The organism is Rossellomorea sp. y25 (genome assembly GCF_038049935.1).
Lineage (GTDB): Bacteria > Bacillota > Bacilli > Bacillales > Bacillaceae_B > Rossellomorea.
Genome location: NZ_CP145886.1, coordinates 2,949,454 through 2,976,181, shown reverse-complemented (window position 1 = coordinate 2,976,181; position 26,728 = coordinate 2,949,454). Strand labels below are relative to the sequence as shown.

The window sequence follows — 26,728 nt, the reverse complement described above, 5'->3', positions numbered from 1 at the left end:
AGAAAGGTGGTGCAAATTTATTTTTCACTCAGTAGAATCCCTATCGGAAGCAATGATTGGAGAAGCTTTCAGCAGTGAAGCAACAGATATTCATTTAATACCCAGAACCAAAGATTACTTGATTCAATTCAGGAAGCTGGGAGCATTGGTTCCATTCCAGACCATTGACTCAGATCAGGCAGAACGATTAATTGCCCATTTAAAGTTCATGGCCTCCATGGACATTGGAGAAAAGCGAAAACCTCAAAGTGGATCCTTCAGCCTTACCGTCCGAAACACACCCCTATCTCTCAGAATTTCTACCTTACCAACGACTCATTTAAAAGAAAGTCTCGTCATTCGAATACTCCCTCAAAAATATCAAATACCAATTGAAAAAATGTCACTATATCCTTCCTCGGCAAAAAAATTACTTGCTCTTCTGATGTATTCCCATGGTCTCATTTTGTTCACAGGACCGACTGGCAGTGGGAAAACAACGACTTTGTATTCCCTTGTTCATCATTGTTCGGCAGCCTTGAACCGTAATGTGATCACACTGGAAGATCCCGTGGAGAAGATGCATGAGGATATGGTGCAGATACAAGTGAATGAAAAAGCCGGGATAACGTATTCCACCGGCTTGAAAGCGATTTTACGGCACGACCCGGATATTATCATGGTGGGGGAGATCCGGGATCGGGAAACGGCGGAGATTGCAATAAGGGCGAGCTTAACAGGTCACTTGGTAATTTCTACGATGCATACGAGAGATGCAAAAGGGGCGATCTATCGTTTAATGGAATTAGGAATTGAGTGGCATGACATTGAACAGACACTGCTGGCCGTTTCAGCCCAGAGATTGCTAAAGTTAGTATGTCCGCTTTGCAAAGCAGAGTGTGGTGGGAAATGCCATCGAGGAAAAAATCTGCACATGGCATCGGTATATGAAATTGTAACTGGAAGTGCTTTGAAGGAGGTGCTGAAAGAGGCGAAAGGTGAAAGAGCACAACATCAGTACCACACACTTCAGACGCTAATCAATAAGGGGGTGGCACTAGGATTTGTTTCGGAACTTGAATATAGGAAATGGGTTCATGAAGAAAAGCGATGATCAAGGTAAGTTCCTTAAAAGACTGGGAGACCTTCTTCAAAAGGGGTATAGCTTTTCGGAAGCCATCGATTTTCTCTTGCTCCCTAAAGAAAAGAATACGATCAAATTAAAAAAGAGAATGATTGGATCACTGCAAAAAGGAGAGTCCATCTCCTCAGTCATCAACAAGCAGCTTAACATCCCGGGTAACGTCAGTGCACAAATTTATTTCGCCGAGCATCATGGTGAAATGGGCCCTACTCTATCAGAAGCGGGAAACTATCTTATAAAAAGAAGGAAAAACCAGCAAAAAATACAACAGATCATTCAGTATCCTTTAATGCTTATCATCGTCGCTATTTTAATGATGGTCTTACTTCGAAAGGTGCTATTTCCAAGATTTCAATCTTTGTATACTTCTATAGGATACGAACCTTCAGCGAATCTTAAGTACCTCTTACACTTCATCGAAAGCTTCCCGGTGATTTTTAGTACATTTTTACTATCACTCTTTTTCTGCACCATATTATTCTTCCTGTTCAAACAAAGAATCTCTCCTATTAAAATCTCAGTCATCCTGTGCAAAATTCCGTATCTGTCAAATTATTTAAGGCTTGGTCACTCACACTTTTTTGCCAGGGAATTAAGCTTTCTTCTCACCAGTGGAGTATCCATCACTGAGTCACTGCTCATCATTGAAAGTCAATCCTTCCGACCAACGTTACAATACATTTCAAAAAAATTGATGAAAGGATTAAAAGAAGGGAAGCCATTTCATGAATGCTTCTCATCGCTCCCGTTTTTTCAAAAAGAGTTATCCATCGTTGTCCACCACGGGCAATCCAATGGACGGTTGTCAGAAGAACTGCGACTTTATAGCGAGATATGTTTTCAAGAATTAGAGGAGAATACCAATGCTTTGCTTAAATATATCCAGCCGATGATCTTTACTTTTGTAGGTCTATTCATCATGGCAATCTACTTCTCCATTATGATGCCGTTATTTCAGATGATGCAGGGGATTTAGAAAATATCTAGAAAGTGCCAATACCTCCGAGGCCAGCGCTCACCAGCAAATTAATGCAAATGCATTGTTCACATTCACACCAGTAACACATACCCAAAACTCAAGGAGGAATATCATGCTCAAAAATGAAAAAGGTTTCACCCTGATCGAGATGATGATTGTATTGTTAGTCATATCTGTTTTGCTTTTTATTACGATTCCCAACGTCACCAACCAAAGCAGTTCGATTAACTCCAAAGGCTGCGAGGCATTTGTTCACATGGTGGAAGGTCAGGTTGAAGCCTACAAAATGGATGGGAATTCACTACCGGTCACCATAGATATGCTTGTCACAGATGGGTATTTAAATGAAGATTATAAAGCCTGCCCCGACGGTAGTGCCATCACCATTGATGCTGAAGGGAAGGTGACCTCTAATTAATGAAGAATATTACGGGGGAAGCGGGTTATACCCTCATTGAGATGCTTGTCGTCTTATTGATTTTCACGACCCTTCTCTCATGGGTCAGCTTTTCCATCCTTCCCATGAAAGGACATAATGAAAAGGACCTCTTCCTTTCCCAGCTTCGATCAGACCTCTATCAGATCCAAAGCTACAGCATCAGTCATCAAGTTCCCATTATTTTATCCTTTTACCCCTTATCGAATAAATACGTTGCGAAAACGATCACGAGACAGACGGTTGTCTCGAGAGAACTTTCAACTTCCATTCACATATCGTCAAACAGCTTGGAAGACATCACTTTCTTTCCCAATGGGAATACGAACCGATTCGGCAAGGTGAATTTTATGATGGGGGATACAATCCTTCAACTCATGTTTCAAATTGGACAAGGGAGATTTTATGTACAAGAATTCTAAAGGCTTTTCACTTCCGGAAACCCTGGTTGCTTTCAGTTGTATACTCATGATTGCCGGTATGTTCATTCCGTTTCTCATTCACTATGCTTCTCAACTAAAGGGACTGCAATATGAAGTAGAGGCGTTGAAGTTTCTTGAAGAAGGGGTGGAGAAGGCAATCGTCAGTCACGAGTATGTGGATCATTCAAGAATATATAGAGGAGTCAGGTATGAGCTTGATTGGAAAGGGGGAGGGAATGAAGAAGCGTGTGTTCATTATCAAAAAAGAGATATCGGGCCTAATGAAGTATGTATCTCCATGGGTGGATAATAAAGGATATACATTAATCGAGTCTCTGTTAAGCTTTACAATATTTTGCATGATTTCACTATGCATTCCTCTCATCATGAATGGTTTTTCTACTATTAAGAATGATTTGGTCCCTCCACATTATTATGAATGGAATCTATTCAATGAAAGCTTGAGGTATGAATTATGGAGAGGCGAAAGTGTTGAGATCACTCCCGATAAGATCTCTTTTATGGTGAATGGTGAATCCATTTCGTATGAAAAGTATAATCAATCGCTTCGGAGGAGGGTAAATAATCGAGGGCATGAAGTCGTTCTACAGGCAGTGGATTCATTTAGCTTTGCTTCCATTATCCAGGGGGTGCATCTGGATTTGGAGTTTGTGGGTGGAGAAAGAGTGGAGGGGGAATTCTTTTATTTTTCTACCCAACAAGGGGAAGGAATGCCTTAACAATAAGGGATTTATATTGCCCTATACTTTAGTGCTTCTGATGATTGTTTTATCTATTGGGTTTGCTGCAAAGGATCTTTTTATAAGTAAGTACCTATACTTGACCAATATGAAAAACATTTATGAAAGAAACGTGAGTGTGTCCCATGCGATATTGTTGGAGATGGAAAGTGGGGTACTTACTTCCAAACAGTTGAAAGGTGAGTATGGTGAAATTCTGACCCGCAGCGAGTCGATAAACCCGGATGAAATACAATTGGAAGTGACTTTCAAACGCGATGAGAAGGTTTTTCTTCCAACGACGGTTGTGTATAATAGGGAAACAAAACATATTATAAGTTGGGAGTAGAATATGAGACCAATTTTCTTCATTGGATTTATGGGAGTGGGAAAAACAACGATCGGAAAACGTCTTGGGGAAGAACTGGATCTTCCGGTCATTGATATGGACAGTTACATTGAGAATAAAGAAAAAAAGCCTATCAAAGAGATCTTTAATCAGCATGGAGAAAAATATTTCAGGGATCTTGAAAGCGAGGTACTTCTTGAGTTAGCCAACGAACAAGCGATTATCACTACGGGTGGCGGAGTGGTTGAAAGGGAAGAGAACCGGGAGATCTTACGTAAACAGGACTTTGTGTTCCACCTGACTTGTCCTTTTGCTTCATTATGGTCCCGTTTAGAAGGGGATGAGAATCGTCCACTCGTGCAAACTAATTCCAAGGAACGTTTATCGAGTTTATTCAATCGCCGCTTACCATTATATGATAGTGGAAGTTCCATAACCATTCATACAGACAATAAAACCGTAGAAGAGGTTATTCAAGACATACTGCCCCATCTAGGGGACGAAGCTGAATAAATTACTTATTTGCAGGGCATACTGATAAAAGCGGGAGGTGGGGCTTTTATGTCAGTGAATGATTATGTTAAATTCATAACACAAACATTTGTCCAACATTATGAAAAATCACCTCATGAACGTAAAAGTATAAAGAAGCAACGGAAGAATGAGCGAGAACCATTCCTATTTCGCTGGTTCGGGATCATCCCATATGCTTTCATGATCATGTTTAAGAAAAACAAATAGTGTGGATAAGGCTACCTTATTGGTAGTCTTTTTGTATGGAGTTAAACGGAGTAAGCGTCTGAAGCACCTACTCCGTTTACCGTTAATTGTTGTTACGTAAATAAAAAATCCCGCCATTGATAATATCAATGGAAATTTTAGGTTCATACTGTTCTTTTAATGCTTGTTGTTCCAAGAAATAGGATTCGGGTTTTTCCTCTTGATCTCCATAAAAGTGATTCAATAATTGTAAATCTTCCTCCCACGTTTTTCGTGCCTGCTCAGCCCATTCAACGGGTTCTTTTTTGATTTCTTCATACAAAAACGTTTGAATTCGGTTCACCCCACTTTTCGGCTTGATGATCGGTGTTAGAGTGAAAGAGAAATCAGGAATCTTGGGAGTCAAGTTTCTGGACATCAATGACGAATGAAAGTTTTCTTGAATGACTCCATTGATCAGGTTTAATCCGATGCTTCGTATGCTGTCTTTTTTACGATTGGATTGATACGATATTTTGATGTTCAGCCCGAGCCACGGATGAAGTGGGATTTGTTGACCACTTGGTGTGTGCCGGTTTTCATATAAACGTATATATCCTGCTAGATTTCGTGTTGAATGAAAGATTTGGTGTAACCTGGGGGAACCGAAGTGAATAGGTTCTCCTTTTAATTCTTCAGGTGCTTTATCTGGATTCGTAATAAGGGATAATGTCATGGGATTTGGGACACCTCCCGTTTTCTCAAGGTAGTGCCAGTAGAATGGACGGTTCATCAGCTCCTTATCCAATTCAATCGTGAGCTGGACGGTCATATGACCATCTCCGTTCGCAACCAGGTCACAACCATTAGCCACGAAGTATCTCTCAAGAAATCGATGTATTTCGTGCTGCTGCATTTGATTTCTCCTCCTTTAATTGTTCAGCAAATTGAATCATACTCGTTAAATTCTCCATTTTAATCTTCATTTCTCCTTCTGATCGGGACGAAGAGAGAATATCGGTTACGTGTTCTTCGAAGTCGCGGAAATCCAGGCGTGTCAGGATTTCATCCAATTGCCCGATCACTCGTTCAAAGAGATTAATTTTTTCATAAAGAAGTTTTAAGATATGTTCTTCTACAGTATTTTTAGTAGCGAAATTGTAGATGTGAACATCCTCTGTTTGTCCGAGCCGGTGTACACGTCCGATTCGCTGCTCTAATCTCATAGGATTCCAAGGCAAGTCAAAGTTGATTACGTGATGACAGAATTGAAGGTTGATTCCTTCTCCGCCAGCTTCTGTGGCAATCAACACCTGGGCATGCTTCTGGAAGAGTTCACGCATCCAGTCCTTTTTCCCCCGCTTGAATCCACCCCGAAACGGTACGGAGCTTATTCCATGCTGTTTTAAGAACCATTGAAGATAGAGCTGTGTCGCCCGGTACTCTGTAAAAATAATCACTTTATCATTGATCGATTGGATGATTTCCAATGCTTTCTGAGCCTTGGAGTTCATTGTCACGTTTTCTACTTTTTTCATAAGTGTACCAATTGTATTTTCAAAAGCTGCTGTCGGGTTCTCCTTCTTTTCCAGCATGTTTTTAAGGGTATAAAATACTGCTTCACGTGAGCTGCATGCTTCTCTTTGAAGTGTCAATAGAGAGAAGGAGCTTGAATTAGCCCACTCATCATAGTCCCCCTTGAGCAAATCGATGCTGTTATATAAATCTCTTTCAGCTTCGTTAAAATCAATTAAAACTGTCTTAACGTGACGTTTCGTCCATTCTATACCCGTATCGCTCCGTCTATTACGAATCATCACTTTGTTAATGAGACTCTTTAAATGTTCATCCTCTTGAAGAGTACGGTCCCCTTTTTTATATCTGTCAGAAAACCCGGATTCATTTCCGAGATGTCCAGGCTTAAGGAGGGAAACTAGATGGAAAATCTCTTCAACACGATTTTGGATTGGTGTGGCCGTCAGCAATAAGCAGAATTTCTTTTTTAAGTTCTGGACAAATTCATAGTTTTTTGTTTTATGATTTTTTAGTTTGTGAGCTTCATCGATAATCACCAAATCATAGTCCTGTTCATACACCTTCTCTCGATGAGGGCTCCTCTTAGCCGTATCCATGGAAGAGACGACAATATCGCACTGATCCCATACGTAACTTTTTCGTTGCGGAACAGCCGGGATGAAAAACTTACTGTTCAATTCATAGGCCCATTGAGAGACCAGGGATGCAGGAACCAATATTAATACTTTCTTCACTAATCCCCTAATCATGTATTCTTTCAATATCAATCCGGCTTCGATGGTCTTGCCTAATCCGACCTCATCTGCAAGGATCGCTTTGCCGTTCATCGTTTCGACAACCTGCTTTGCTGCTTCAAGCTGATGGGGGAGTGGAGTGACATTTGCCAAATGTTTTGGAGCTTGCAGGCCTTCAAAGTTCGGAATTGCAAGATGATGTTCAAATTCGATGGCCAGCTTATAAAGCTCCCAATTTCCCCATGGGCCATCGTTATCAATTAAATTCTCGAGACCCTCGCCCCATTCTTCATCAAATAAAACCTCAACATTCATCTGAAAAACATCTCCTTAATTCTAATAAAAATGATTGCTCAATCCTCGTATTTAATGGTAGGATGAAAATAGATTTTCTAATGTTAAAAAAACTCGAAAATCCGAACATTCACATTTACAACATTTCTTCTGTATATTTCTAGTATGACCAAATGTTTCAAGGAATATTGGCGAATGATAACAAGGGGAGAGACTGTGCATACAGCGCCGAAGGAGCAAGCACTTTTAAGTGTGAATCTCTCAGGCAAAAAGACTCTTGTTGGACGCAACTCTGGAGAGTGTTTCCTTAACGGAAACCACCAAAGGGGAAAGCCGTTCTTCGGTAAACTTTCAGGTGCAAGGACAGAGAAAACTTCTTTATGAAAAGGGGTTTTTCTGTCCTTTTTTCATGGGATAAAACTTGGTTAAGGATTATGCATGTAAGGAAGATAAAGGGGGAAAAGTCATGTCAGAGTTAAAACAAACACCTTTATACGAAGTGTACAAAGAGTATGGAGGAAAGACCATCGACTTCGGTGGCTGGGCTTTACCAGTGCAATTCTCAAGTATTAAAGAAGAACATGAAGCGGTACGATCCCGGGCTGGACTATTCGACGTTTCTCATATGGGAGAAATTGAAGTGAAGGGTGAAGGGGCTCTTGACTACTTACAAAAAATGATGACAAACGATGTCTCCAAAGTAAAAGACGGAGGGGCTCAGTATACGGCTATGTGCTACGAAAACGGTGGGACGGTCGATGACTTATTAGTTTATAAAATAAAAGATAATGATTATTTGCTCGTTGTCAATGCAGCAAATATAGATAAAGATTTTCAGTGGTTGAAAGAACATGAAGTAGATGGCGTAGAAATCAATAACATCTCTGAACATATGGCGCAATTGGCACTTCAAGGTCCACTTGCCGAACAAGTTTTACAATTACTTACAAACGAACATTCACTAAGCGATATCGGATTTTTTAAATTCCAAACCGAAGTGAATATTGATGATAGACTTGCACTTGTTTCACGTACCGGTTACACAGGGGAAGACGGATTTGAGATCTATTGTGATGCTGGTGATGCGGCTGCGATCTGGAAAGCTATCCTGGAAGCAGGAAAGGACCATGGGGTGCTACCATGCGGACTAGGTGCACGTGATACATTGCGTTTTGAAGCCAATCTTGCACTTTACGGACAAGAATTATCTCAATCCATCACGCCGATCGAAGCGGGGATCGGATTCGCCGTAAAGGTGAATAAAGAGGTTCCATTTATCGGTCAGGAAGTGCTGAAACAGCAAAAGGAAGAAGGGGCTTCAAGAAAAATCGTCGGGATTGAAATGATCGATCGCGGAATTCCCCGTCATGGCTATAAAGTATATTCCGGTGAAGAAGAAATAGGGGAAGTCACAACCGGTACGCAATCACCGACATTAAAGAAAAATGTAGGATTAGCATTACTTGATAAAGAGTTTACTTCTTTAGATACAGAAGTACTGGTTGAAATCAGAGGGAAAAAGTTAAAAGCCAAAGTGGTATCGACACCATTCTATAAAAGACCAAAGAAATAGGGGAGGAATGACGGTCATGAAGCATCGTTATTTACCGATGACAGAGCAAGATCAAAGGGAAATGTTAGACAGCATAGGAGTAGACAGCGTTAACGATCTATTTGAAGATATTCCTGAGAAGGTTCGTTTCAAAGGGGATTACAAAATCAAAGAAGCGAAGTCAGAAACGGAATTGGTAAAAGAACTGACCAAATTGGCAGCGAAGAATGCTGACTTGAAAAGTCACACGTCCTTTTTAGGGGCAGGAGTATACGACCACTACATGCCGATCATCGTGGATCATGTATTATCACGTTCAGAGTTCTATACTGCCTATACTCCTTACCAGCCGGAAATCTCACAAGGGGAACTTCAAGCTATCTTTGAATTTCAAACGATGATTTGTGAGCTGACTGGCATGGATGTAGCCAATTCTTCCATGTACGATGGAGGAACGGCACTAGCAGAAGCAGCTATGCTGAGCGCAGGTCAGACCCGCCGTAAAAAGGTATTGGTTTCAAGTACCGTACATCCGGAATCACGTGATGTTTTACGATCTTATGCAAAAGGTCAATATATCGAAGTGGTGGAAATCCCGCACAATAATGGTGTAACGGACGTGGAAGAACTTAAGAAATTAATGAGCAATGAAATTGCAGCGGTAATCGTTCAATATCCTAACTTCTTCGGCCGGGTGGAAGAACTAAAAGCGATCGAAGAAGTGACTCATGCTGAAAAAGCGATGTTCGTGGTTTCCTCAAACCCACTTGCACTAGGTGCACTTACACCTCCTGGACAATTAGGTGCAGATATCGTCATTGGTGATGCACAGCCATTTGGCATTCCAAGTGCCTTTGGTGGACCTCACTGTGGATACTTTGCCGTGAACAAGAAGCTTATGCGTAAAGTACCGGGCCGTCTTGTTGGTCAAACCGTTGATGAAGATGGAATCCGAGGATTCGTTCTGACTCTTCAAGCGCGTGAGCAGCATATCCGTCGTGATAAAGCAACGTCGAATATTTGTTCAAACCAGGCATTAAATGCACTCGCAGCATCTGTGGCCATGACAGCACTTGGAAAACAGGGCGTCAAAGAGATGGCACTTCAAAATATCCAAAAAGCACATTATGCAAAAGAAGCCTTTAAAGCAAAAGGATTCTCCATTGCATTTGAAGGTCCAACATTCAATGAGTTTGTCGTTAAGGTAAATATGCCTGTCAAAGAAATCAATCAAAAGCTTCTAGGAAAAGAAATGATTGGTGGATACGATCTTGGACTAGTGGATGACAGCTTGGCACAGCACATGCTGGTGGCTGTTACTGAACTTCGCAGCAAAGAAGAAATCGACGCATTCGTAGCAGAACTGGGGGATTGTCATGAATAAGCAAGATCAACCTCTTATTTTTGAATTATCTAAAGAAGGCCGTGTCGGCTATAGCTTACCTGAATTAGATGTACCACAGGTGGAATTATCGGATCTCATTCCATCAGATTATATCCGTTCGGAAGAACCAGAGCTTCCAGAGGTATCTGAACTGGATATCATGCGTCATTATACAGCATTATCAAAACGTAATCATGGTGTGGATTCCGGTTTTTATCCTTTAGGGTCCTGTACGATGAAGTACAATCCAAAGGTGAATGAAAACGTTGCACGACTGAATGGATTTGCCCATATCAATCCGCTACAAGAAGCAGAAAGTGTTCAAGGCGCGCTTGAACTTATGTATGATCTTCAAGAGCATTTGAAAGAGATCACAGGTATGGATGAGGTGACCCTGCAGCCTGCAGCAGGAGCTCATGGAGAGTGGACCGGTCTTATGATGATCCGTGCTTACCATGAAGCAAATGGTGACACTCACCGTACGAAGGTCATCGTACCGGATTCAGCTCATGGAACGAACCCTGCCAGTGCCACTGTAGCAGGTTTCGAAACAGTAACGGTTAAATCAAACGAGAATGGATTAGTTGATTTGGAAGATCTGAAGCGTGTAGTAGGAGATGATACTGCAGCCCTGATGCTGACCAATCCGAACACTCTTGGTTTATTTGAAGAAAACATTCTGGAAATGGCTGCAATCATTCATGAAGCAGGCGGTAAGCTGTATTATGATGGTGCCAATCTAAATGCAGTATTATCAAAAGCCAGACCTGGGGACATGGGATTTGATGTCGTGCATTTAAATCTTCATAAGACGTTTACGGGCCCTCACGGAGGCGGTGGTCCTGGAAGCGGTCCTGTCGGAGTGAAGGAAGACTTGATTAAATACCTTCCAAAACCGGTCCTGGTGAAAAATGGCGAAAAGTTCGAATTCGATTACAACCGTCCTGATTCAATTGGCCGTGTAAAACCATACTATGGGAACTTTGGTATTAACGTTCGTGCCTATACTTACATCAGAACGATGGGGCCGGACGGACTGAGAGCCGTTACAGAAAACGCAGTCCTGAATGCAAATTACATGATGCGCAGACTGGCTCCTCACTTCGACCTTCCATACGATCGTCATTGTAAGCATGAATTTGTCATCAGTGGAAAACGTCAGAAGAAGCTTGGCGTCCGTACATTGGATATTGCGAAGCGACTACTCGACTTCGGATATCATCCGCCTACGATTTACTTCCCATTAAATGTGGAAGAATGCATGATGATTGAACCAACGGAAACAGAATCGAAAGAAACCCTAGATTCCTTTATAGATGCAATGATCCAAATTGCTAAAGAAGCAGAAGAAACACCGGAAATCGTCCAAGAAGCACCTCATACGACCATCGTCAAACGTATGGACGAAACACTCGCAGCAAGAAAACCAATACTGCGTTATACAAAAGAAAGCTAAAAGATGTAAAACTGGAAATCCCCGCAGCGGTTCGCTGCGGGGATTTTCTGAGGGACGGACCTTCATTGAAAGAGAAATGGGGCGGAGGTGATTGTGGTGTTATCTCCTGTAATTCAAGTGAAAAAGACGTGATTTGGCCGTTTAAAGGGACTATTAGCATAGTAAGACAAGTAATTAAGCAGATATGGTGGATCACTCAGCAAAATAGGCGCGGAATTCGGTCGTGGTGGTCGATAATCCAGCCAAAGTGAAAGGGAATCCAGCCGATTTGGTCGATAATCCGGCAGAAATGAACAGGAATCCAGCCGTTTTGGTTGATAATCCAGCCGAAATGAACAGGAATCCAGCAGTTTTCAGCAAAAATCCAGCCGAATTACAAATAATCCCATTTGTTGATGGGATTCTACATACTACCACTAGATCCATCAACGCAATCCATCCGACTACTCCCACCGATCAAAAAAAGGATTGCCTCTAAGGCAATCCTTTCACATTATTTTTTATGTTTTACTTTACCTGTCCACTTTTTAAAGCCGCCCTGCAATTGGTGAAGATCTCGGTATCCTTTGCGGTGAAGCATTTGAGCTGCTCGTCCGCTGCGGAGTCCGCTTTGGCAATAAAGGTAAACGGGTTGATCGGCACGGATTTCCTTTTGTCTCATTTTTATTTGAGATAGGGGGATATTTCGTGCGCCAAGTACGTGACCGTTTTCAAATTCATTCGCTTCACGAACATCTATCAATTGAGCTTTACGATATCCTGCTCGAAATTCTTCTTCAGTCAATGTATTCACAATTCTCTTTTGATAGAAGAACGTAAAGAGTGAATAAACAATGATTCCACCAAGTACGACTAAAAGAATATATAATCCTTCCATCATTCATGCTCCTTTCTACAAATGCGCTATCTTCTATTATATTCATGAAAGCTCCGAGAATCAAAACAAATTTATTATTTTATAGCAAACACTTTCCAATCTGTTTTTCTTTGTTTTTTCGATTGGATTTGATAGACTAGTAACGGACTTGAATGAAGTTGAATGATTACATAATAAAATATCAAAGAGAAGACGTAAATGAGGTATGATGCATGAAAAAGGAAACATGGAGATTCATTGACTCAGGGAATTGTTCCCCTTCTTATAATATGGCCCTTGATGAGGCGCTACTCGATTGGCATAGTGAAGGGAAGATTCCTCCGACGATTCGTTTTTACGGTTGGGATCCCGCGACACTATCGATTGGCTACTTCCAAAAGGTAGAAAAGGAAATCAATCTTGAAGCCGTTAAGGAGCACGGACTCGGATTCGTCAGAAGACCGACTGGAGGCAGGGGGGTTCTGCATGAACATGAATTGACGTACAGCGTCATTGTTTCAGAAGATCATCCTGAAATGCCTAAAACAGTAACGGAAGCGTATCGTGTCATCTCGGAAGGAATTCTAAAGGGATTTCAGGGCCTGGGCCTTGAAGCCTACTTTGCTGTTCCGAAAACAGCAGAAGAGAGGGAAGGATTAAAAAATCCACGTTCAGCTGTTTGTTTTGATGCACCCAGCTGGTATGAACTGGTGGTTGAAGGAAGGAAAGTGGCAGGCAGTGCCCAGACGCGTCAAAAGGGCGTCATCCTCCAGCACGGCTCTATCCTCCTGGATCTTGACGAAGATAAATTGTTTAGTCTGTTTAATTATCCATCTGACAGGGTAAAAGAGCGTATGCAGCGAGCTTTTAAAAACAAGGCCGTTGCGATGAACGAAATCAGTTCTGAAACGGTCACCATGGACATGGCCAAGGAAGCGTTCAAAAAAGGTTTTGAAGAAGGACTGAATATCCACCTGGAACCATATGAACTTTCTGAAGAGGAAACACAATATGTTGTGGACCTTGCCGAAACCCGGTACGAATCAGATGATTGGAATTTTAAACGATAAAATTTTTTGTAGAAAAAAAGCGATGCTTGTCGCTTTTTTCCTATTTTACCAACTATTACGCGACTTGGATTTATATCAAGTTCTAAATTAATAGAAATGGTCGGAGTATTATATGATTTTCTATTGTTTCCTCCTGTTTTCTATTTTTATTGGCTTATTATCCGTTTGACAAACAAATGACCTATTGACCCGAAACACAATATATGGTGTGTCGAATAATTTTTTGCACACTATATGTTGTGTTTATTTATTGCTTTTCTAATAGAGCTATGATATCGTATTATTTGATATTACACATCAAAGTAAATAACAAACAAATGAAAGATTTGAGATAGAAGGAGTTGTCTTTATGACTGTTGCGTCGAAAAACACAATGAAATTAAACATCGAAAGATTAAATCAGGATATCGGATTATTTCCTCAAGTACATCCCATTACACCGGATATGAATACTACACACAAAGGTGTATCCCGTCTTGTCATGATTGATCGTTATTCTTTCAAAGACACGGAAAAAATCACCCTTTCTGAAGGAGACTTTGTAGTCCTCACCATCAAAGAAGATCCTAAATTCCCTGCAAGAGGGTTAGGTTACATCACAAGCATCGATTGGGAAACGAAGAAAGCAGATGTTTGGATCGAAGAAGAGTACAGAAGTGCCATAGACAAACCTGAAGAAATGGAAACGGGTATCGTTTCTAGAACACTTGATGTAATTGAAAAACCTCTCGAAGTCTACTACGAACAAATTGCAAAGCGTAACGCAACAGGCTTAGCAGAAGTGGAAGAAACTCCTGAAAAGAGACAAGTTTGGTTTGAGAAGTTCTATCATGAATTGGTGAACCTGCATTTTGTTCCTGCTGGTCGAGTGCTTTATGGAGCGGGTGCCGGAACGGATGTTACGTACTTTAACTGTTACGTGATGCCTTTCGTACAGGATTCACGTGAAGGGATTTCAGAACATCGCAAGCAGGTAATGGAGATCATGAGCCGAGGCGGGGGAGTCGGAACGAATGGATCGACGCTTCGTCCGCGCAATACCCTTGCAAAAGGTGTGAACGGTAAATCCTCCGGTTCGGTTTCCTGGCTGGATGACATCGCCAAATTGACTCATTTGGTTGAGCAGGGCGGTTCAAGACGCGGGGCACAAATGATCATGTTATCAGATTGGCATCCCGATATTATCGAATTCATCATTTCTAAAATGCAAAACCCGCGTATTCTGCGTTATCTCCTTGAGAATACAGAAGATGAAACCATTAAAAAAGCGGCACAGGATAAATTGAAATTCACCCCTCTGACGGAACAAGAGGAAGCGATGTATCAAGGAATCCTGAACTATAGACAAATCCCCGGGTATGGTGGGTTTGATGCGAAGATCCTTAAGAATGCAGAAGAAAAGCTGCGTACAGGCGGAACATATAGCGTCCATAATTCAGAGTTTCTGACAGGTGCCAATATTTCTGTTTGTTTAACAAGCGACTTTATGGAAGCTGTGGAAAACGATCGTGAGTATGAACTCCGCTTCCCGGATGTTGAAAGTTACAATGAAGAGCAAATGAAATACTACAATGAAGAATGGCACAATGTCGGTGACGTCCGAGAGTGGGAAAAGCTTGGATACAAAGTCCGTACCTACCGTAAGATCAAAGCGAAAGAGCTTTGGAATCTTATCAATGTTTGTGCAACGTATTCAGCTGAGCCTGGAATCTTCTTTATTGATAACGCGAATGATATGACGAATGCGAAAGCTTATGGTCAAAAGGTAGTTGCTACCAACCCATGTGGTGAACAGCCTCTTGCTCCTTATTCAGTGTGTAATCTGGCAGCCGTGAATCTGGCTCAGTTTGCCAATAAAGAGACGAAAACCGTTGATTTCGAAAAGTTGAAGCGTACCGTTGAAGTGGGTGTTCGCATGCAGGATAATGTCATTGATGCGACTCCGTACTTCCTGGATGAAAACAAAAAGCAGGCCCTTGGTGAGCGACGTGTCGGCCTTGGGGTTATGGGGCTTGCAGACTTGTTGATCTATTGTGAAAAAGAATACGGTTCAGAAGAAGGTAACCAGCTGGTTGATGAGGTGTTCGAAGCCATCGCAACAACCGCTTATCGTGCATCCGTTGAATTATCCAAGGAAAAGGGAAGCTTCCCATTCCTTACTGGAAGTACCGACGAAGAAACGAAGGCTTTACGAAAAGCGTTTGTGGAAACAGGTTTCATGAAGAAAATGCCTGAGGATGTACGGGATGACATTCAACACTACGGGATTCGAAACTCTCATCTGTTAACCGTTGCTCCAACAGGTTCAACAGGTACGATGGTTGGTGTATCTACAGGTCTCGAGCCATACTTCTCCTTCACATATTACAGAAGCGGCCGTCTTGGTAAGTTTATTGAAGTAAAAGCGGATATTGTAGAGGATTACTTAAAGAGAAATCCGGAAGCAGATGCTGACAATCTTCCAGAATGGTTTGTATCTTCCATGAGCCTGGCGCCACAAGCACATGCTGATGTTCAATGTGTCATCCAGAATTGGATTGACAGCTCCATTTCGAAAACCGTTAATGCCCCTCGTGGTTATACGGTTGAGCAAGTAGAAAAAGTGTATGAGCGTCTTTATAAAGGTGGAGCAAAAGGCGGTACGGTGTACGTTGATGGAAGCCGTGATTCGCAAGTTCTTACCCTCAAAGCAGAAGAAAACAGCTTTGATGACGAGCATGAAGCAGAACAAAAAGAGATTCCTACAACTAAAAAGCCGATCGTGTTACTCGATACGATTCAAGACGTGCGTTCAACAGACGTTACCATTGGTTCTGAAGTTGGAAATACGTGTCCTGTCTGCCGTAAAGGAACGGTAAAAGATATGGGCGGCTGCAATACTTGTACCAACTGCGGTGCTCAACTGAAGTGCGGTTTATAATAATAAAGATAGATAGGAGGGGACTGGTTCCCCTCCTATTTTTTTAGTCTAAAATCCTTCTTTGTGAATTAAAGATGTAGTAAGAGAAAAAGAAGGAGTGGAGCCTGTGGACATCGATGGCGTTTTTTCAGGCGGAGGCATCAAGGGGCTCGCCTTGATTGGGGCATATCAAGCATTAGAGGAGAAGGGCTACAGATTTAAGAGGCTCGCAGGAACGAGTGCAGGAGCAGTGATTGCAGCATTTATTGCTGCAGGTTATTCGAGCAGGGAGCTTTTGAAAATCATGGATGATATAGATTTTAATAAATTGCTGGACTCAAACGAGATCATCTCCTTTCCTATTATAAAATGGTTTCGGGTTTACCATCGTTTAGGTTTGTATAAAGGAGTGGCGCTTGAAAACTGGGTGGAAGAAAAGCTGAAGGCTAGAGGGATCTATACGTTCGCCGATTTACCTCCCCATTCACTCCGGGTGATCGCTTCAGATCTATCGAACGGCAGATTATTAGTTCTCCCTGACGACCTTGAGAAGTATGGAATAGCTAAAGAAACCTTTCCTGTTGCAAGGGCGATACGAATGAGTGCGAGTCTTCCTTATTTTTTCGAACCTGTAAAGTTACGATCTTTAGAAGGAATAAGTTTTATGGTGGATGGTGGGGTGCTCAGTAATTTTCCAATGTGGCTGTTCGATCGGGAAAATGTGAAAAAGGTGAGGCCGGTAATAGGGGTGAAGTTAAGTCACGATCTAGTCGGAAAGCCGAAAAAACAAATCAAGAATGCGATTGATATGTATGAAGCCCTCTTTACTACGATGAAAGATGCACATGATTCCAGATACATTTCCAGAAAACATGAAAAAAACATCATCTTTATTCCTACTGAAGGAGTGCTCACAACCGAATTCGAGTTAACCCCAGAAAGGAAAACAGAGCTCATCCGGTACGGAAAATCAAAAGCTGAAGCATTTCTGCAAAAATGGACATATTAATAAAACAATCGAGCTCCTAAAACGAGGCTCGATTGTTTTTCTTATTCTTCTTTCCTTCAATTACAGTCAGATTGGCATTGGATTTCTTGCGTATCGAACGTTTCTTTTGGGCGTTTGATACTTGTTGAGGCCTACTTGAAGACTTCTTCTTATGACGCTTCTTCGATTGCTTGGCTGCTTTAACAAACGCTCTCTGTTCATTACTATTACCAGCCCGCCTCCCGCTGAACCATCTTCGGTATATAAAGTAGATAATCCCGATGACGGCTGCTGTTACCAGTAATTGTTTTGCAAGCCCTAAAGGATTTCCGAATAGGGAAGTTACGAGCCCTACTATAGCTAACAATATTAATGTGGAAACAAAGATATTACGAGCGTTCAACAAAGCCACCTCCTTACAATACAATCCATCTTTAAATAATATCTATACTATTATTCTAGACAATTTCCTTGCTCTTTAATCGTATTTATTATCGTTTTTATGTGATTCATGTTGTACTTATTTTCTGAAACTTGGAAAGATAATATCTATTTTACTAAAAAATGATTCAAAGCACTAGAGGTAGCGATTCATTATACATATTTCCTCCCTTACGCTGTTTATGAACCCATACCAACATACACACCAAAAATATGCAAAGCATGCAAATGTTTAAATCAATGGGACATACTACGAATGGAGGTGCTAAAGATGGCGGAACAAAAAGGACAACATGAAAAGATTCAGGATGGAACAGAAGAAAGCAAGGAGAATCCCCGATTAGAGCAAAATCAGGGTGAAAAACCACTTTCATTCATGGGAATGGTGGTTGTGACGGGCTTTATTGGTGGAATGTTATGGAGTGCAATTGCCTACCTTTGTTACTTTTTTTCCTTTACGAAAATTGAGCCTAATATCATTTTTGAGCCATGGGCGGTTGGGGACTGGGTGGACAAATGGATTGGAATCGTTCTTTCTATATTGGCTTACGGAGTGATTTCTATTGGAGTGGCCCTTATCTATTATGGTTTATTGAGGAAATTCAAGTCCATGTGGGTTGGAGTTGCTTATGGTGCAGCGTTATACCTGGCTTTCTTTTTACTGCTCAACCCACTCTTTCCGAGCATTCAATCCTTTACATCCATTGATTATCACACCCTGATCACAACCTTCTGCTTGTATATTTTATATGGTGTATTTATTGGCTACTCCATTTCCTATGAAGAAAACGAGTTGAGACATCAAGATCAGAAAGAAAAATCAGGTGAAGTTTCACATTAACAAATCCTTATTATCAGACAATTATGTAGGTATAGGTAAAAGGTTTATGTTAGAATGTTCATGATGAACATTCTATTTTTTTAGGAGTTTACATATGAATAAAATCTTGCTTTTAAATGGTCCTAACTTAAATAGGCTCGGGAAACGTGAACCCGATATTTATGGACATGTCACCCTGCCACAACTTGAGGAAAAGCTTTCGAAACAAGCAGAAGGTGAAGGGTTTCAACTCTTTTCAGCTCAATCGAACCATGAAGGGGAACTGATTGATTACATACACAGGGCAGAGGATGAAGGGTATGGGGGAATCATCCTGAATCCCGGTGCTTTCACGCATTACAGCTATGCGATAAGAGATGCAGTGGCTTCGGTATCAGTACCGGTAGTGGAAGTGCATATATCTAATATCCATGCCCGTGAAGCGTTCAGACATCAATCTGTCGTGGCAGCTGAAACGGTTGGCCAGATCGTCGGTTTTGGACTGTTTGGTTACGAATTGGCTTTACAAGCGATCATAAAGAACATTAAGGGAGTGGAATTGAATGAAGATTGAACGATTAAGAGAGACTTTTTCAGAAAACGAACTTGACGGGATTTTACTTACCAGTACCTACAACCGTCGGTACATGACAAACTTTACGGGTTCATCAGGTGTTGCTCTGATTTCTAAAGACAAAGCATTATTCATAACAGATTTCCGCTACATCGAGCAAGCAACCGAGCAGGCTGCCGATTTTGAAATCGTCCAGCATACTGGACCCATCCATGAGGAAGTAGCCAAACAAGTGAAAAACCTGGGGATCAAGAAACTGGGCTTCGAGAAGAACTACATGACATTCAGTGCGTATGACAGCTATCGTGAAGTGCTGGAAGCAGAACTTGTACCGGTATCAGGGCTGGTAGAAAAGTTACGCTTGATTAAGACACCTGAAGAGCTTAAGATAATTAAGGATGCGGCGGATATCGCCGATGCAGCATTTAAGCATATATTAGATTTTATCAAACCGGGTGTGACAGAGTTAGAGGTTTCCAATGAATTAGAATTCTTCATGAGAAAAGCAGGCGCAACTTCATCATCTTTTGACATCATCGTTGCTTCAGGTAATCGCTCTGCACTTCCTCATGGGGTGGCCAGTGATAAAGTCATTGAAAAAGGTGATTTTGTAACGTTGGATTATGGAGCATACTATAAAGGATATTGCTCTGATATGACACGTACCTTATCTGTAGGAGAACCAAGTGAGAAACTGAAAGAGATCTATGATGTTGTTCTTCAATCACAGCTTCTTGCCATGGAAAAAATTAAGCCTGGTATGACAGGTAAAGAAGCGGATGCGATTGCACGTGATTACATAACAGAAAAAGGGTATGGTGAGTATTTCGGACATTCACTGGGTCACGGAATCGGCCTTGAAGTTCATGAAGGACCAGGATTGTCCTCCCGTTCTGATGTGGTACTGGAGCCTGGAATGATCGTAACGGTTGAACCAGGAGTCTATGTTCCAGGTATTGGCGGTGTTCGAATTGAAGATGATACACTCATAACAGAAGATTCCAATGAAACACTGACACACTCTACAAAAGATCTAATCATTCTACCATTGTAGTCCCGACACAGGTCTACTTGACAATAGGAGGAAATAAACATGATTTCAGTAAATGATTTTCGAACAGGTTTAACAATTGAAGTCGACAACGGGATTTGGCGAGTAATTGATTTCCAACACGTTAAACCGGGTAAAGGAGCAGCATTCGTTCGCTCTAAACTTCGTAACCTGCGCACTGGTGCCATCCAGGAAAAAACATTCCGTGCTGGTGAAAAAGTAGGAAAAGCTCAAATTGATAACCGTAAAATGCAATACCTATATGCTAATGGTGACATGCATGTATTTATGGACAACGAAAGCTACGATCAAATTGAACTTCCTGCTTCTTCCATCGAATATGAATTGAAATACCTGAAAGAAAACATGGAAGTGTCCATCATGATGTACGGAGGAGAAACTCTTGGAGTTGAACTTCCTAACTCAGTTGAATTGAAAGTAACTGAAACAGAACCGGGCATCAAAGGCGACACAGCTTCCGGGGGTTCAAAACCTGCTACAGTAGAAACAGGATTGGTGGTTAACGTACCGTTCTTCGTCAACGAGGGAGACACATTGATCATTAATACAACTGACGGATCTTACGTATCACGTGGATGATTGAGTAAAAAGCCTGAGCGAGATTTTTCTCGTTTGGGCTTTTTTTATTTTTTTTTGTTAGTGGCAGGGGAGGTGTAAGCCGCCTCCGTTTTGGTTTATCTGCCAACACTTCGATATATCTGCCATTCAACAAATTTCGGCAATTTCCGAATCCTCATTCCCTTTCATCTACAACTCTCCAAACAAAAACTCCCAATCCACACCTCATATCTTCCAACTCTACTGTCATAATCTTTTTTTACTAGAATACATTGTATTATCGGGAAGCATGTACGAAGAATTCATTTATGTCGTCCTATATTCCGAAGTGGAACAAGATTAGGAGGTACTTAATATGCAAGAAGTTCTAGCCTTACTACCCAGCACTATTTCTGACAAAGTCCTGAGCCTTCCACAAGATCTTATTGACCGAATTGAAGAAATTAGAGTTCGTACCAACCGCGTGTTGGAGGTCACGGCCAGGGGGAAGCCATATTTTCTTTCTTATACCGTTACCGAGGAAGATAGCGAACAACTCATTAACAAACTATCCCGGCATTCATTTTATACATTGGAAGAGGAACTGAAGAGAGGCTATATCACGATTGAAGGCGGACATCGAGTCGGCCTTGCCGGCAAGGTTATTCTAGAAGGTGGTGTGGTGAAAGGTATTCGGAATCTTTCTTCCTTTAACATCCGGATCGCGAGGCAAAAGCTTGGCATAGCTCAATCAATTTTTCCATATGTTTATGATAATGGCTGGAAGCATACGATGATTATCGGCTCTCCTCAAACAGGGAAAACCACATTACTCAGAGACCTTGCACGTATGATATCGACGGGCGTCCCGGAAAAAAAGATCCCCCCGTTTAAAGTTGGGATTGTCGATGAACGCTCAGAAATTGCCGGCTGTGTAAATGGAATCCCTCAGCTGATGTTTGGGCCCAGGGTGGATGTGTTGGATGCATGTCCAAAAGCTGAAGGCATGATGATGCTGATCCGCTCCATGAGTCCTGATGTCCTGATTGTGGATGAGATCGGACGAATCGAAGATGGTCAAGCTATCCAGGAAGCCGTGAATGCCGGTATTACCCTTGTGATGACGACTCATGGATCAACATTTGGGGAAGTAGCGAAGAGACCCGTTATCAAGGACATTGTGAATCTTCAGACCATCGAGCGGTTTGTTGAACTAAGGAGAGGGGATGAGCCTGGTAAGGTTCATGAAGTGTGGAATGAACATGGTCAATCTCTTCTGAAAAAAGTGAGTGTGACATAAATGATTAAACTAATCGGTGCCGTATTCATCCTGCTTTCTACTTCATGGGCTGGTTTCGAAGCGTCTAAATATTTAACGGAAAGACCGAGGCAGCTTCGGTTGTTGAAGGTGGCCCTTCAGTCCTTGGAAGCAGAAATCACTTACAGCCATACCCCTTTGCATGAAGCATCGAGAAAGATCTCCAGGCAGCTGCAAAAACCTGTTTCTTGGTTCTTTGAAACGTTTTCAAAGAAATTGACGGAGCAGGAGATTTCTGTGAAGAAAGCGTGGGAAGAAAGCCTGAATGATATTTGGAAATTAACCGCATTTAAAACAGGTGAATACGAAATCCTGAAACAATTCGGAGAAAACCTGGGAAAGCACGACATGATGACCCAGCAGAAACATATACAGTTAGCGTTAAAACACCTGGAAAGAGAAGAAGCAGAGGCGATAGAAAAGCAGAGGAAATATGAAAAGATGACAAAGAGTTTAGGCTTTTTATCGGGTTTATTACTGATCATTCTATTGCTTTAACGATGCTTCATAACAATTGTAGCTACCGATCGCTTGCGAGAACAACTGATAGAAACCAGGAGGGAAACAATTATGGGAATTGATGTAGATATTATTTTCAAAATCGCAGGGGTGGGGATTGTAGTGGCCTTTTTGCATACGATTTTAGATCAGGTCGGGAAGAAGGAATATGCACAGTGGGTTACCCTCTTTGGATTCATCTATATTCTGTTTATGGTGGCCTCGATTGTCGATGACCTGTTCCAGAAGATTAAATCTGTCTTCTTATATCAAGGATAGAGGGGGCGTGCGCGATTGAAATCATTCAAATTGTTGGTATAGCACTGGTTGCGACCTTTCTGGCTTTGATCGTGAAAGAGCAGAAACCGAATTTTGCTTTTTTGCTTATTGTGTTTGTTGGATGTTCGATTTTTTTATTTCTGATCGATCAAATCTACTCCATCATTCATATGATCGAGAAGCTTGCTGCGAATGCAAATGTGAATATGGTGTATGTAGAGACCATTCTCAAAATTATCGGCATCGCCTACATAGCGGAATTTGCTTCTCACATAACAAAAGATGCCGGACAGGGGGCACTTGCGGCGAAAGTGGAGCTTGCAGGGAAAATCTTGATTTTAGCAATGGCGGTACCTATTTTAACAGTGATTATCGAAACGATTATCAACATGATCCCAACTGGATAAGCGAAATGTTAAGAGGTGGAAAAAATTGTTGCAAATATATCGAATACTCGTCATAGTACTCGTAATCTTTTTCATTGGAGCCTCTAGTGGACAAGCAGAAGAAGGGGATGAACAGAATCCTCCCGATTCGACGATTCAGCAGCAAGTGATCGATCAACAGTTAGATCAGTTGGGAATTGAAGAATTAAAAGGCTTTTGGAATAGCATCGTTGACCAATACGGTGGTTACCTTCCTGAAAGTCAAAAAGGCAGTTTGGTTGATTTTATAAAAGGAGAAAAAGAATTTTCTTTTAAAGCATGGTTCAGTGGGATATTCAAGTTTGCTTTCCAGGAGCTTGTGATGAATGGGAAGCTATTAGGAACACTGATTATGCTAACGATTTTCAGTATGTTCCTTCAATCCCTGCAGAATGCATTTGAAGGAGGGAGTGTCAGCAAGGTTGCATACAGCATTGTGTTCATGGTCCTGATCATCATCGCCCTTAATAGTTTTCACGTGGCGATTGATTACACCCGGGATGCCATCTCCACCATGATCCACTTCATCATTGCCCTCATACCCCTGATGTTAGCCCTTATTGCAGCTTCCGGGGGAGTTGTATCCGCAGCATTTTTTCATCCTGTGATTATCTTTTTAATGAACACAAGCGGTTTGTTGATCCAAAATGTCGTTCTCCCCCTGCTATTTCTGGCGGCGTTATTAAGTATCGTAAGTACACTTTCCACTCATTATAAAGTGACGCAGCTGGCCCAGTTATTGCGAACATGGAGCATCGGGTTGTTAGGAGCCTTTATGACCGTTTTCCTTGGTGTTATATCCGTACAGGGAGCCACGGCAGCGGTGACAGATGGGATTACGATTCGAACAGCGAAATTTGTTACAGGAAATTTTGTCCCTGTGATCGGAAGGATGTTCACGGATGCGACGGATACAGTGATCAGCGCTTCCGTTCTTTTAAAGAACACGGTGGGAATCGCTGGTGTGGCCATTGTTCTGATCATTGCGGCCTTTCCGGCAATCAAGATCCTCATGATTGCGTTTATTTATAAATTAGCAGCGGCTCTCCTGCAACCCCTCGGTGGCGGCCCGGTGATCGAATGTCTCGATATCATTGCCAAAAGTGTGATTTATGTCTTTGCGGCCCTTGCCATTGTGTCCTTTATGTTCTTTTTAAGTCTTACTGTCATCATTGCAGCAGGAAATATCACGATGATGATGCGATAAAGAGGAAGGAGTACCGTCATGTCATTTCTCACCGATTGGATTACAAATATTATAATCTTTGTTCTCTTAGCAACCGTCATTGACATGCTTCTTCCCAGCTCCAACATGCAAAAGTATGCAAAAATCGTGACGGGCTTATTGTTGATCACCATTATCCTGACACCATTGTTTAAATTGATGGCCACCGATTTTGATACGGTGCTCGAATCAATTGATATAAATGGAGATTCCCGGAATAATTCAGTAGAAAATTTAATAGAAATGAAGAAAAAAGAAATACAAGCCTCACAACGTGCATATATTTTAGAACAGATGGCTGTCCAAATGAAACAACAAGCTGAAAAGGAGATGATGGATGAACACGGTAAAGTCATTGAGAAAGTTGTAGTCAAAGCTGACGACTTAGAGAATATCCCAGATAGTATCACCGAAGTGACAGTGGTTGTAAAAGACAAACAAGAAAACACCACGATTGAAACCGTTCAAAACGTGGAGATCGATACGGGAGATGAAACGAGAAAGAAAACGCCTGATGAGAGTGTGTCCCAAATGGCCTCCTTACTTGCCAAGCAATGGAATCTTACACCAGACAAAATAATCATTACAGTTGAAGGGGGGACTGGGGAAGCAAATGAACTTTAATAAAGGTCCGCTTAACGCATTGAAGGAATGGCTATCAAAGGAAAATACTAATTCACCACCAAAGGAAAAAAAAGGGAATAAATTTCAATACTTTCTCATTGTGCTGTTAATAGGTATCGCCTTCATGCTGATCAGTGATCTTTGGAGCAGGGATAGTAGCTTAGAGGTCTCGAAATCAGTAGACGAAGAAGCACCGGAAGAGGTAGCGACATTCGGCTCCAACCAAAAGGAATCGGATGGCTCCATGAGGGGGTACGAAGATCAATACGAAAACCAATTAAAAGAAGCCCTGGATCAGATTGTCGGGGTGAGTGAAGTACATGTTGTTGTCAATGTAGAGGCAACAGAGTCAAAAGTATATGAAAAGAATGAATCCACACAGTCACAAACAACCTCAGAAGAAGATAAGCAAGGTGGAAAACGATCGATAGAAGATAAATCACAAGAGGAAGAAATGGTCATCATCAGGAATGGAGATAAAGAAGTTCCCATTGTGAAAGAAACTAAAAAACCTAAAGTCAGCGGTGTCCTAGTTGTAGCAAAAGGCGCCGATAATATACAAATCAAAAAATGGATCATAGAGGCTGTTACCCGTGGATTAGACGTACCAAGTCACCGGGTATCGGTCCTGCCCAAAAAATAAGGGGGAAATGATAGATGTTACTTAAAAAACAAACGGTTTGGTTATTAACGATGTTGAGTCTTGTGATCGTGCTATCAGTATACTACATTACTTCTCCAACGCAGCAAGTGACAGATATGGCTTATGAAGAAAAAGACGGAAAAGAACAAGCGAAGGAAGAGGGTAAAGAAACCATGTCTGACATGGAAGTCGTAACGGACGCTGCTGGAAATGAAATGTTCGAAGCTTTAAGAATTGAAGTATTGGACCAGCGCGAACAGCTTCGTGAAGAATTAGAAGCAAAAGTAGCCAACGCCGATGTATCAGCAGAAGAAAAGAGTGCAGCCTATGAAGAAATGGAAAACTTGAGAGAGTTAGCCATGACAGAATCCGTGTTGGAGACGATGATCAAAACAATGGGTTACGAAGATGCCTTAGTCAGAGCTAATGGGGAAAACATCCGTATTACAGTGAAGTCCGACAAAGAGCACTCAACAGCCGATGCGAATGAGATCATCCGCCTCGTGATGAGTGAAGTGGGCCAGATGAAGCCAGTAGCAGTAGAGTTCCAGCCAACAAATTAAAGTAAAATAAAGAGGCTGGGACAAAAGTGTTTTAGTCTAAGTGAAACCCGAACAAATCTACCTTCTAGGAAGCAGATTTGTTCGGGTTTATTATTTATTTCGATACATTTGATTTTAGCTGTTTCCAGCGGTTGATTGGAGTGCAAGACGAAGACTCCTGCGGGAAAAGTAGCTTATGTGAGACTTGTCCAG

32 protein-coding genes and 1 riboswitch are annotated in these 26,728 nt (G+C 41.6%); of the genes, 27 read left to right on the top strand and 5 right to left on the bottom strand.

Annotated elements, in window-relative coordinates; translation table 11 throughout:
• Window positions 1–52: 52 nt before the first annotated feature.
• From comGA to AAEM60_RS15025, 9 genes are all read left to right on the top strand, one after another.
• The gene (comGA, locus tag AAEM60_RS15065) at window positions 53–1,093 is read left to right on the top strand and encodes a competence type IV pilus ATPase ComGA (protein WP_299738370.1); all 1,041 of its coding nucleotides are present in this window, start codon (window positions 53–55) and stop codon (window positions 1,091–1,093) included.
• Window positions 1,077–2,099 carry a competence type IV pilus assembly protein ComGB gene (gene comGB, locus AAEM60_RS15060; protein ID WP_299738368.1) on the top strand — a complete coding sequence of 341 codons (1,023 nt, stop codon included), beginning with the start codon at window positions 1,077–1,079 and terminating at the stop codon, window positions 2,097–2,099. Before comGA ends, comGB begins: the two co-directional genes overlap by 17 nt.
• A gap of 115 nt (window positions 2,100–2,214) precedes the next feature.
• Window positions 2,215–2,520, top strand: a complete 306-nt coding sequence (comGC, locus tag AAEM60_RS15055) for a competence type IV pilus major pilin ComGC (RefSeq protein WP_299738365.1) — start codon at window positions 2,215–2,217, stop codon at window positions 2,518–2,520.
• Window positions 2,520–2,960 (top strand): competence type IV pilus minor pilin ComGD, encoded by a 441-nt coding sequence (gene comGD, locus AAEM60_RS15050; protein ID WP_299738363.1) that lies wholly within the window; start codon window positions 2,520–2,522, stop codon window positions 2,958–2,960. The genes comGC and comGD overlap by 1 nt, the downstream gene beginning before the upstream one ends.
• Entirely contained in the window at window positions 2,944–3,270 is a 327-nt protein-coding gene (locus AAEM60_RS15045; RefSeq protein WP_341356587.1) for a hypothetical protein, read from the top strand. The genes comGD and AAEM60_RS15045 overlap by 17 nt, the downstream gene beginning before the upstream one ends.
• Window positions 3,197–3,700, top strand: a complete 504-nt coding sequence (gene comGF / locus AAEM60_RS15040; RefSeq protein ID WP_341356586.1) for a competence type IV pilus minor pilin ComGF — start codon at window positions 3,197–3,199, stop codon at window positions 3,698–3,700. The genes AAEM60_RS15045 and comGF overlap by 74 nt, the downstream gene beginning before the upstream one ends.
• A 16-nt stretch (window positions 3,701–3,716) precedes the next feature.
• On the top strand, window positions 3,717–4,049 hold the full coding sequence (locus AAEM60_RS15035; RefSeq protein WP_341356585.1) for a hypothetical protein: 333 nt from the start codon (window positions 3,717–3,719) through the stop codon (window positions 4,047–4,049).
• 3 nt (window positions 4,050–4,052) lie between these two features.
• The gene (locus tag AAEM60_RS15030; protein WP_299738356.1) at window positions 4,053–4,562 is read left to right on the top strand and encodes a shikimate kinase; all 510 of its coding nucleotides are present in this window, start codon (window positions 4,053–4,055) and stop codon (window positions 4,560–4,562) included.
• 48 nt (window positions 4,563–4,610) lie between these two features.
• Complete coding sequence (locus AAEM60_RS15025; RefSeq protein ID WP_044340022.1) at window positions 4,611–4,790, top strand: YqzE family protein; 180 nt, start codon at window positions 4,611–4,613, stop codon at window positions 4,788–4,790.
• Window positions 4,791–4,872: 82 nt separating this feature from the next.
• On the opposite strand, the gene AAEM60_RS15020 is transcribed toward AAEM60_RS15025, so the two are convergent.
• Window positions 4,873–5,664 carry a YqhG family protein gene (locus AAEM60_RS15020; RefSeq protein ID WP_299738352.1) on the bottom strand — a complete coding sequence of 264 codons (792 nt, stop codon included), beginning with the start codon at window positions 5,662–5,664 and terminating at the stop codon, window positions 4,873–4,875.
• Window positions 5,633–7,333, bottom strand: a complete 1,701-nt coding sequence (locus AAEM60_RS15015) for an SNF2-related protein (protein ID WP_341356584.1) — start codon at window positions 7,331–7,333, stop codon at window positions 5,633–5,635. Before AAEM60_RS15015 ends, AAEM60_RS15020 begins: the two co-directional genes overlap by 32 nt.
• 174 nt (window positions 7,334–7,507) lie before the next feature.
• Window positions 7,508–7,599, top strand: a riboswitch (glycine riboswitch).
• Window positions 7,600–7,778: 179 nt separating this feature from the next.
• On the opposite strand from AAEM60_RS15015, the gene gcvT reads away from it, so the two are divergent.
• From gcvT to gcvPB, 3 genes are read left to right on the top strand one after another with little or no spacing between them, the layout of a single operon-like run.
• Complete coding sequence (gene gcvT / locus AAEM60_RS15010) at window positions 7,779–8,885, top strand: glycine cleavage system aminomethyltransferase GcvT (RefSeq protein WP_299738348.1); 1,107 nt, start codon at window positions 7,779–7,781, stop codon at window positions 8,883–8,885.
• A gap of 16 nt (window positions 8,886–8,901) precedes the next feature.
• Entirely contained in the window at window positions 8,902–10,248 is a 1,347-nt protein-coding gene (gene gcvPA, locus AAEM60_RS15005) for an aminomethyl-transferring glycine dehydrogenase subunit GcvPA (protein WP_341356583.1), read from the top strand.
• A complete protein-coding gene (gene gcvPB, locus AAEM60_RS15000; RefSeq protein ID WP_299738345.1) occupies window positions 10,241–11,704 on the top strand; it encodes an aminomethyl-transferring glycine dehydrogenase subunit GcvPB in 1,464 nt (487 codons plus the stop codon). Before gcvPA ends, gcvPB begins: the two co-directional genes overlap by 8 nt.
• Before the next feature lie 192 nt (window positions 11,705–11,896).
• Here the strand turns inward: gcvPB and AAEM60_RS14995 are convergent, their stop codons facing one another.
• Window positions 11,897–12,133 carry a hypothetical protein gene (locus AAEM60_RS14995; protein WP_299738344.1) on the bottom strand — a complete coding sequence of 79 codons (237 nt, stop codon included), beginning with the start codon at window positions 12,131–12,133 and terminating at the stop codon, window positions 11,897–11,899.
• Window positions 12,134–12,197: 64 nt separating this feature from the next.
• On the bottom strand, window positions 12,198–12,581 hold the full coding sequence (locus AAEM60_RS14990) for a rhodanese-like domain-containing protein (RefSeq protein ID WP_044340028.1): 384 nt from the start codon (window positions 12,579–12,581) through the stop codon (window positions 12,198–12,200).
• Between the two features lie 212 nt (window positions 12,582–12,793).
• Between AAEM60_RS14990 and AAEM60_RS14985 the strand changes: the two genes are divergently transcribed.
• From AAEM60_RS14985 to AAEM60_RS14975, 3 genes are all read left to right on the top strand, one after another.
• On the top strand, window positions 12,794–13,630 hold the full coding sequence (locus AAEM60_RS14985) for a biotin/lipoate A/B protein ligase family protein (RefSeq protein ID WP_299738342.1): 837 nt from the start codon (window positions 12,794–12,796) through the stop codon (window positions 13,628–13,630).
• A gap of 349 nt (window positions 13,631–13,979) precedes the next feature.
• The gene (locus AAEM60_RS14980) at window positions 13,980–16,550 is read left to right on the top strand and encodes a vitamin B12-dependent ribonucleotide reductase (protein WP_299738340.1); all 2,571 of its coding nucleotides are present in this window, start codon (window positions 13,980–13,982) and stop codon (window positions 16,548–16,550) included.
• 106 nt (window positions 16,551–16,656) lie between these two features.
• Entirely contained in the window at window positions 16,657–17,538 is an 882-nt protein-coding gene (locus tag AAEM60_RS14975) for a patatin-like phospholipase family protein (RefSeq protein WP_299738338.1), read from the top strand.
• Window positions 17,539–17,554: 16 nt separating this feature from the next.
• Here AAEM60_RS14975 and AAEM60_RS14970 read toward each other — a convergent pair whose 3' ends face one another.
• Complete coding sequence (locus AAEM60_RS14970; RefSeq protein ID WP_299738335.1) at window positions 17,555–17,920, bottom strand: SA1362 family protein; 366 nt, start codon at window positions 17,918–17,920, stop codon at window positions 17,555–17,557.
• A gap of 309 nt (window positions 17,921–18,229) precedes the next feature.
• Between AAEM60_RS14970 and AAEM60_RS14965 the strand changes: the two genes are divergently transcribed.
• The 12 genes from AAEM60_RS14965 to AAEM60_RS14910 all read left to right on the top strand — a co-directional run bounded on the left by AAEM60_RS14965 (window position 18,230) and on the right by AAEM60_RS14910 (window position 26,536).
• On the top strand, window positions 18,230–18,799 hold the full coding sequence (locus AAEM60_RS14965) for a YqhR family membrane protein (RefSeq protein ID WP_299738333.1): 570 nt from the start codon (window positions 18,230–18,232) through the stop codon (window positions 18,797–18,799).
• 94 nt (window positions 18,800–18,893) lie between these two features.
• Complete coding sequence (aroQ, locus tag AAEM60_RS14960) at window positions 18,894–19,352, top strand: type II 3-dehydroquinate dehydratase (RefSeq protein WP_299738331.1); 459 nt, start codon at window positions 18,894–18,896, stop codon at window positions 19,350–19,352.
• Window positions 19,342–20,406 carry an aminopeptidase P family protein gene (locus tag AAEM60_RS14955; RefSeq protein ID WP_299738329.1) on the top strand — a complete coding sequence of 355 codons (1,065 nt, stop codon included), beginning with the start codon at window positions 19,342–19,344 and terminating at the stop codon, window positions 20,404–20,406. Before aroQ ends, AAEM60_RS14955 begins: the two co-directional genes overlap by 11 nt.
• A gap of 39 nt (window positions 20,407–20,445) precedes the next feature.
• Window positions 20,446–21,003, top strand: coding sequence for an elongation factor P (gene efp / locus AAEM60_RS14950; protein WP_034757996.1), 558 nt, complete (start codon window positions 20,446–20,448; stop codon window positions 21,001–21,003).
• Between the two features lie 334 nt (window positions 21,004–21,337).
• Window positions 21,338–22,261, top strand: coding sequence for a stage III sporulation protein AA (gene spoIIIAA, locus AAEM60_RS14945; RefSeq protein ID WP_341356582.1), 924 nt, complete (start codon window positions 21,338–21,340; stop codon window positions 22,259–22,261).
• On the top strand, window positions 22,262–22,777 hold the full coding sequence (spoIIIAB, locus tag AAEM60_RS14940; RefSeq protein WP_299738323.1) for a stage III sporulation protein SpoIIIAB: 516 nt from the start codon (window positions 22,262–22,264) through the stop codon (window positions 22,775–22,777). It abuts the gene before it with no gap.
• 72 nt (window positions 22,778–22,849) lie between these two features.
• Window positions 22,850–23,056 (top strand): stage III sporulation protein AC, encoded by a 207-nt coding sequence (spoIIIAC, locus tag AAEM60_RS14935; RefSeq protein ID WP_034758004.1) that lies wholly within the window; start codon window positions 22,850–22,852, stop codon window positions 23,054–23,056.
• A gap of 14 nt (window positions 23,057–23,070) precedes the next feature.
• Window positions 23,071–23,463 (top strand): stage III sporulation protein AD, encoded by a 393-nt coding sequence (gene spoIIIAD, locus AAEM60_RS14930; protein WP_172655798.1) that lies wholly within the window; start codon window positions 23,071–23,073, stop codon window positions 23,461–23,463.
• A 25-nt stretch (window positions 23,464–23,488) separates the two neighbouring features.
• The gene (gene spoIIIAE / locus AAEM60_RS14925; protein ID WP_299738312.1) at window positions 23,489–24,688 is read left to right on the top strand and encodes a stage III sporulation protein AE; all 1,200 of its coding nucleotides are present in this window, start codon (window positions 23,489–23,491) and stop codon (window positions 24,686–24,688) included.
• 18 nt (window positions 24,689–24,706) lie between these two features.
• Window positions 24,707–25,330 (top strand): stage III sporulation protein AF, encoded by a 624-nt coding sequence (gene spoIIIAF / locus AAEM60_RS14920; RefSeq protein WP_299738310.1) that lies wholly within the window; start codon window positions 24,707–24,709, stop codon window positions 25,328–25,330.
• Window positions 25,320–25,973: a stage III sporulation protein AG gene (spoIIIAG, locus tag AAEM60_RS14915; RefSeq protein ID WP_299738308.1), complete on the top strand. Its 654-nt coding sequence runs from the start codon at window positions 25,320–25,322 to the stop codon at window positions 25,971–25,973. The genes spoIIIAF and spoIIIAG overlap by 11 nt, the downstream gene beginning before the upstream one ends.
• Before the next feature lie 14 nt (window positions 25,974–25,987).
• On the top strand, window positions 25,988–26,536 hold the full coding sequence (locus AAEM60_RS14910) for a SpoIIIAH-like family protein (protein WP_299738306.1): 549 nt from the start codon (window positions 25,988–25,990) through the stop codon (window positions 26,534–26,536).
• Window positions 26,537–26,728 lie beyond the last annotated feature (192 nt).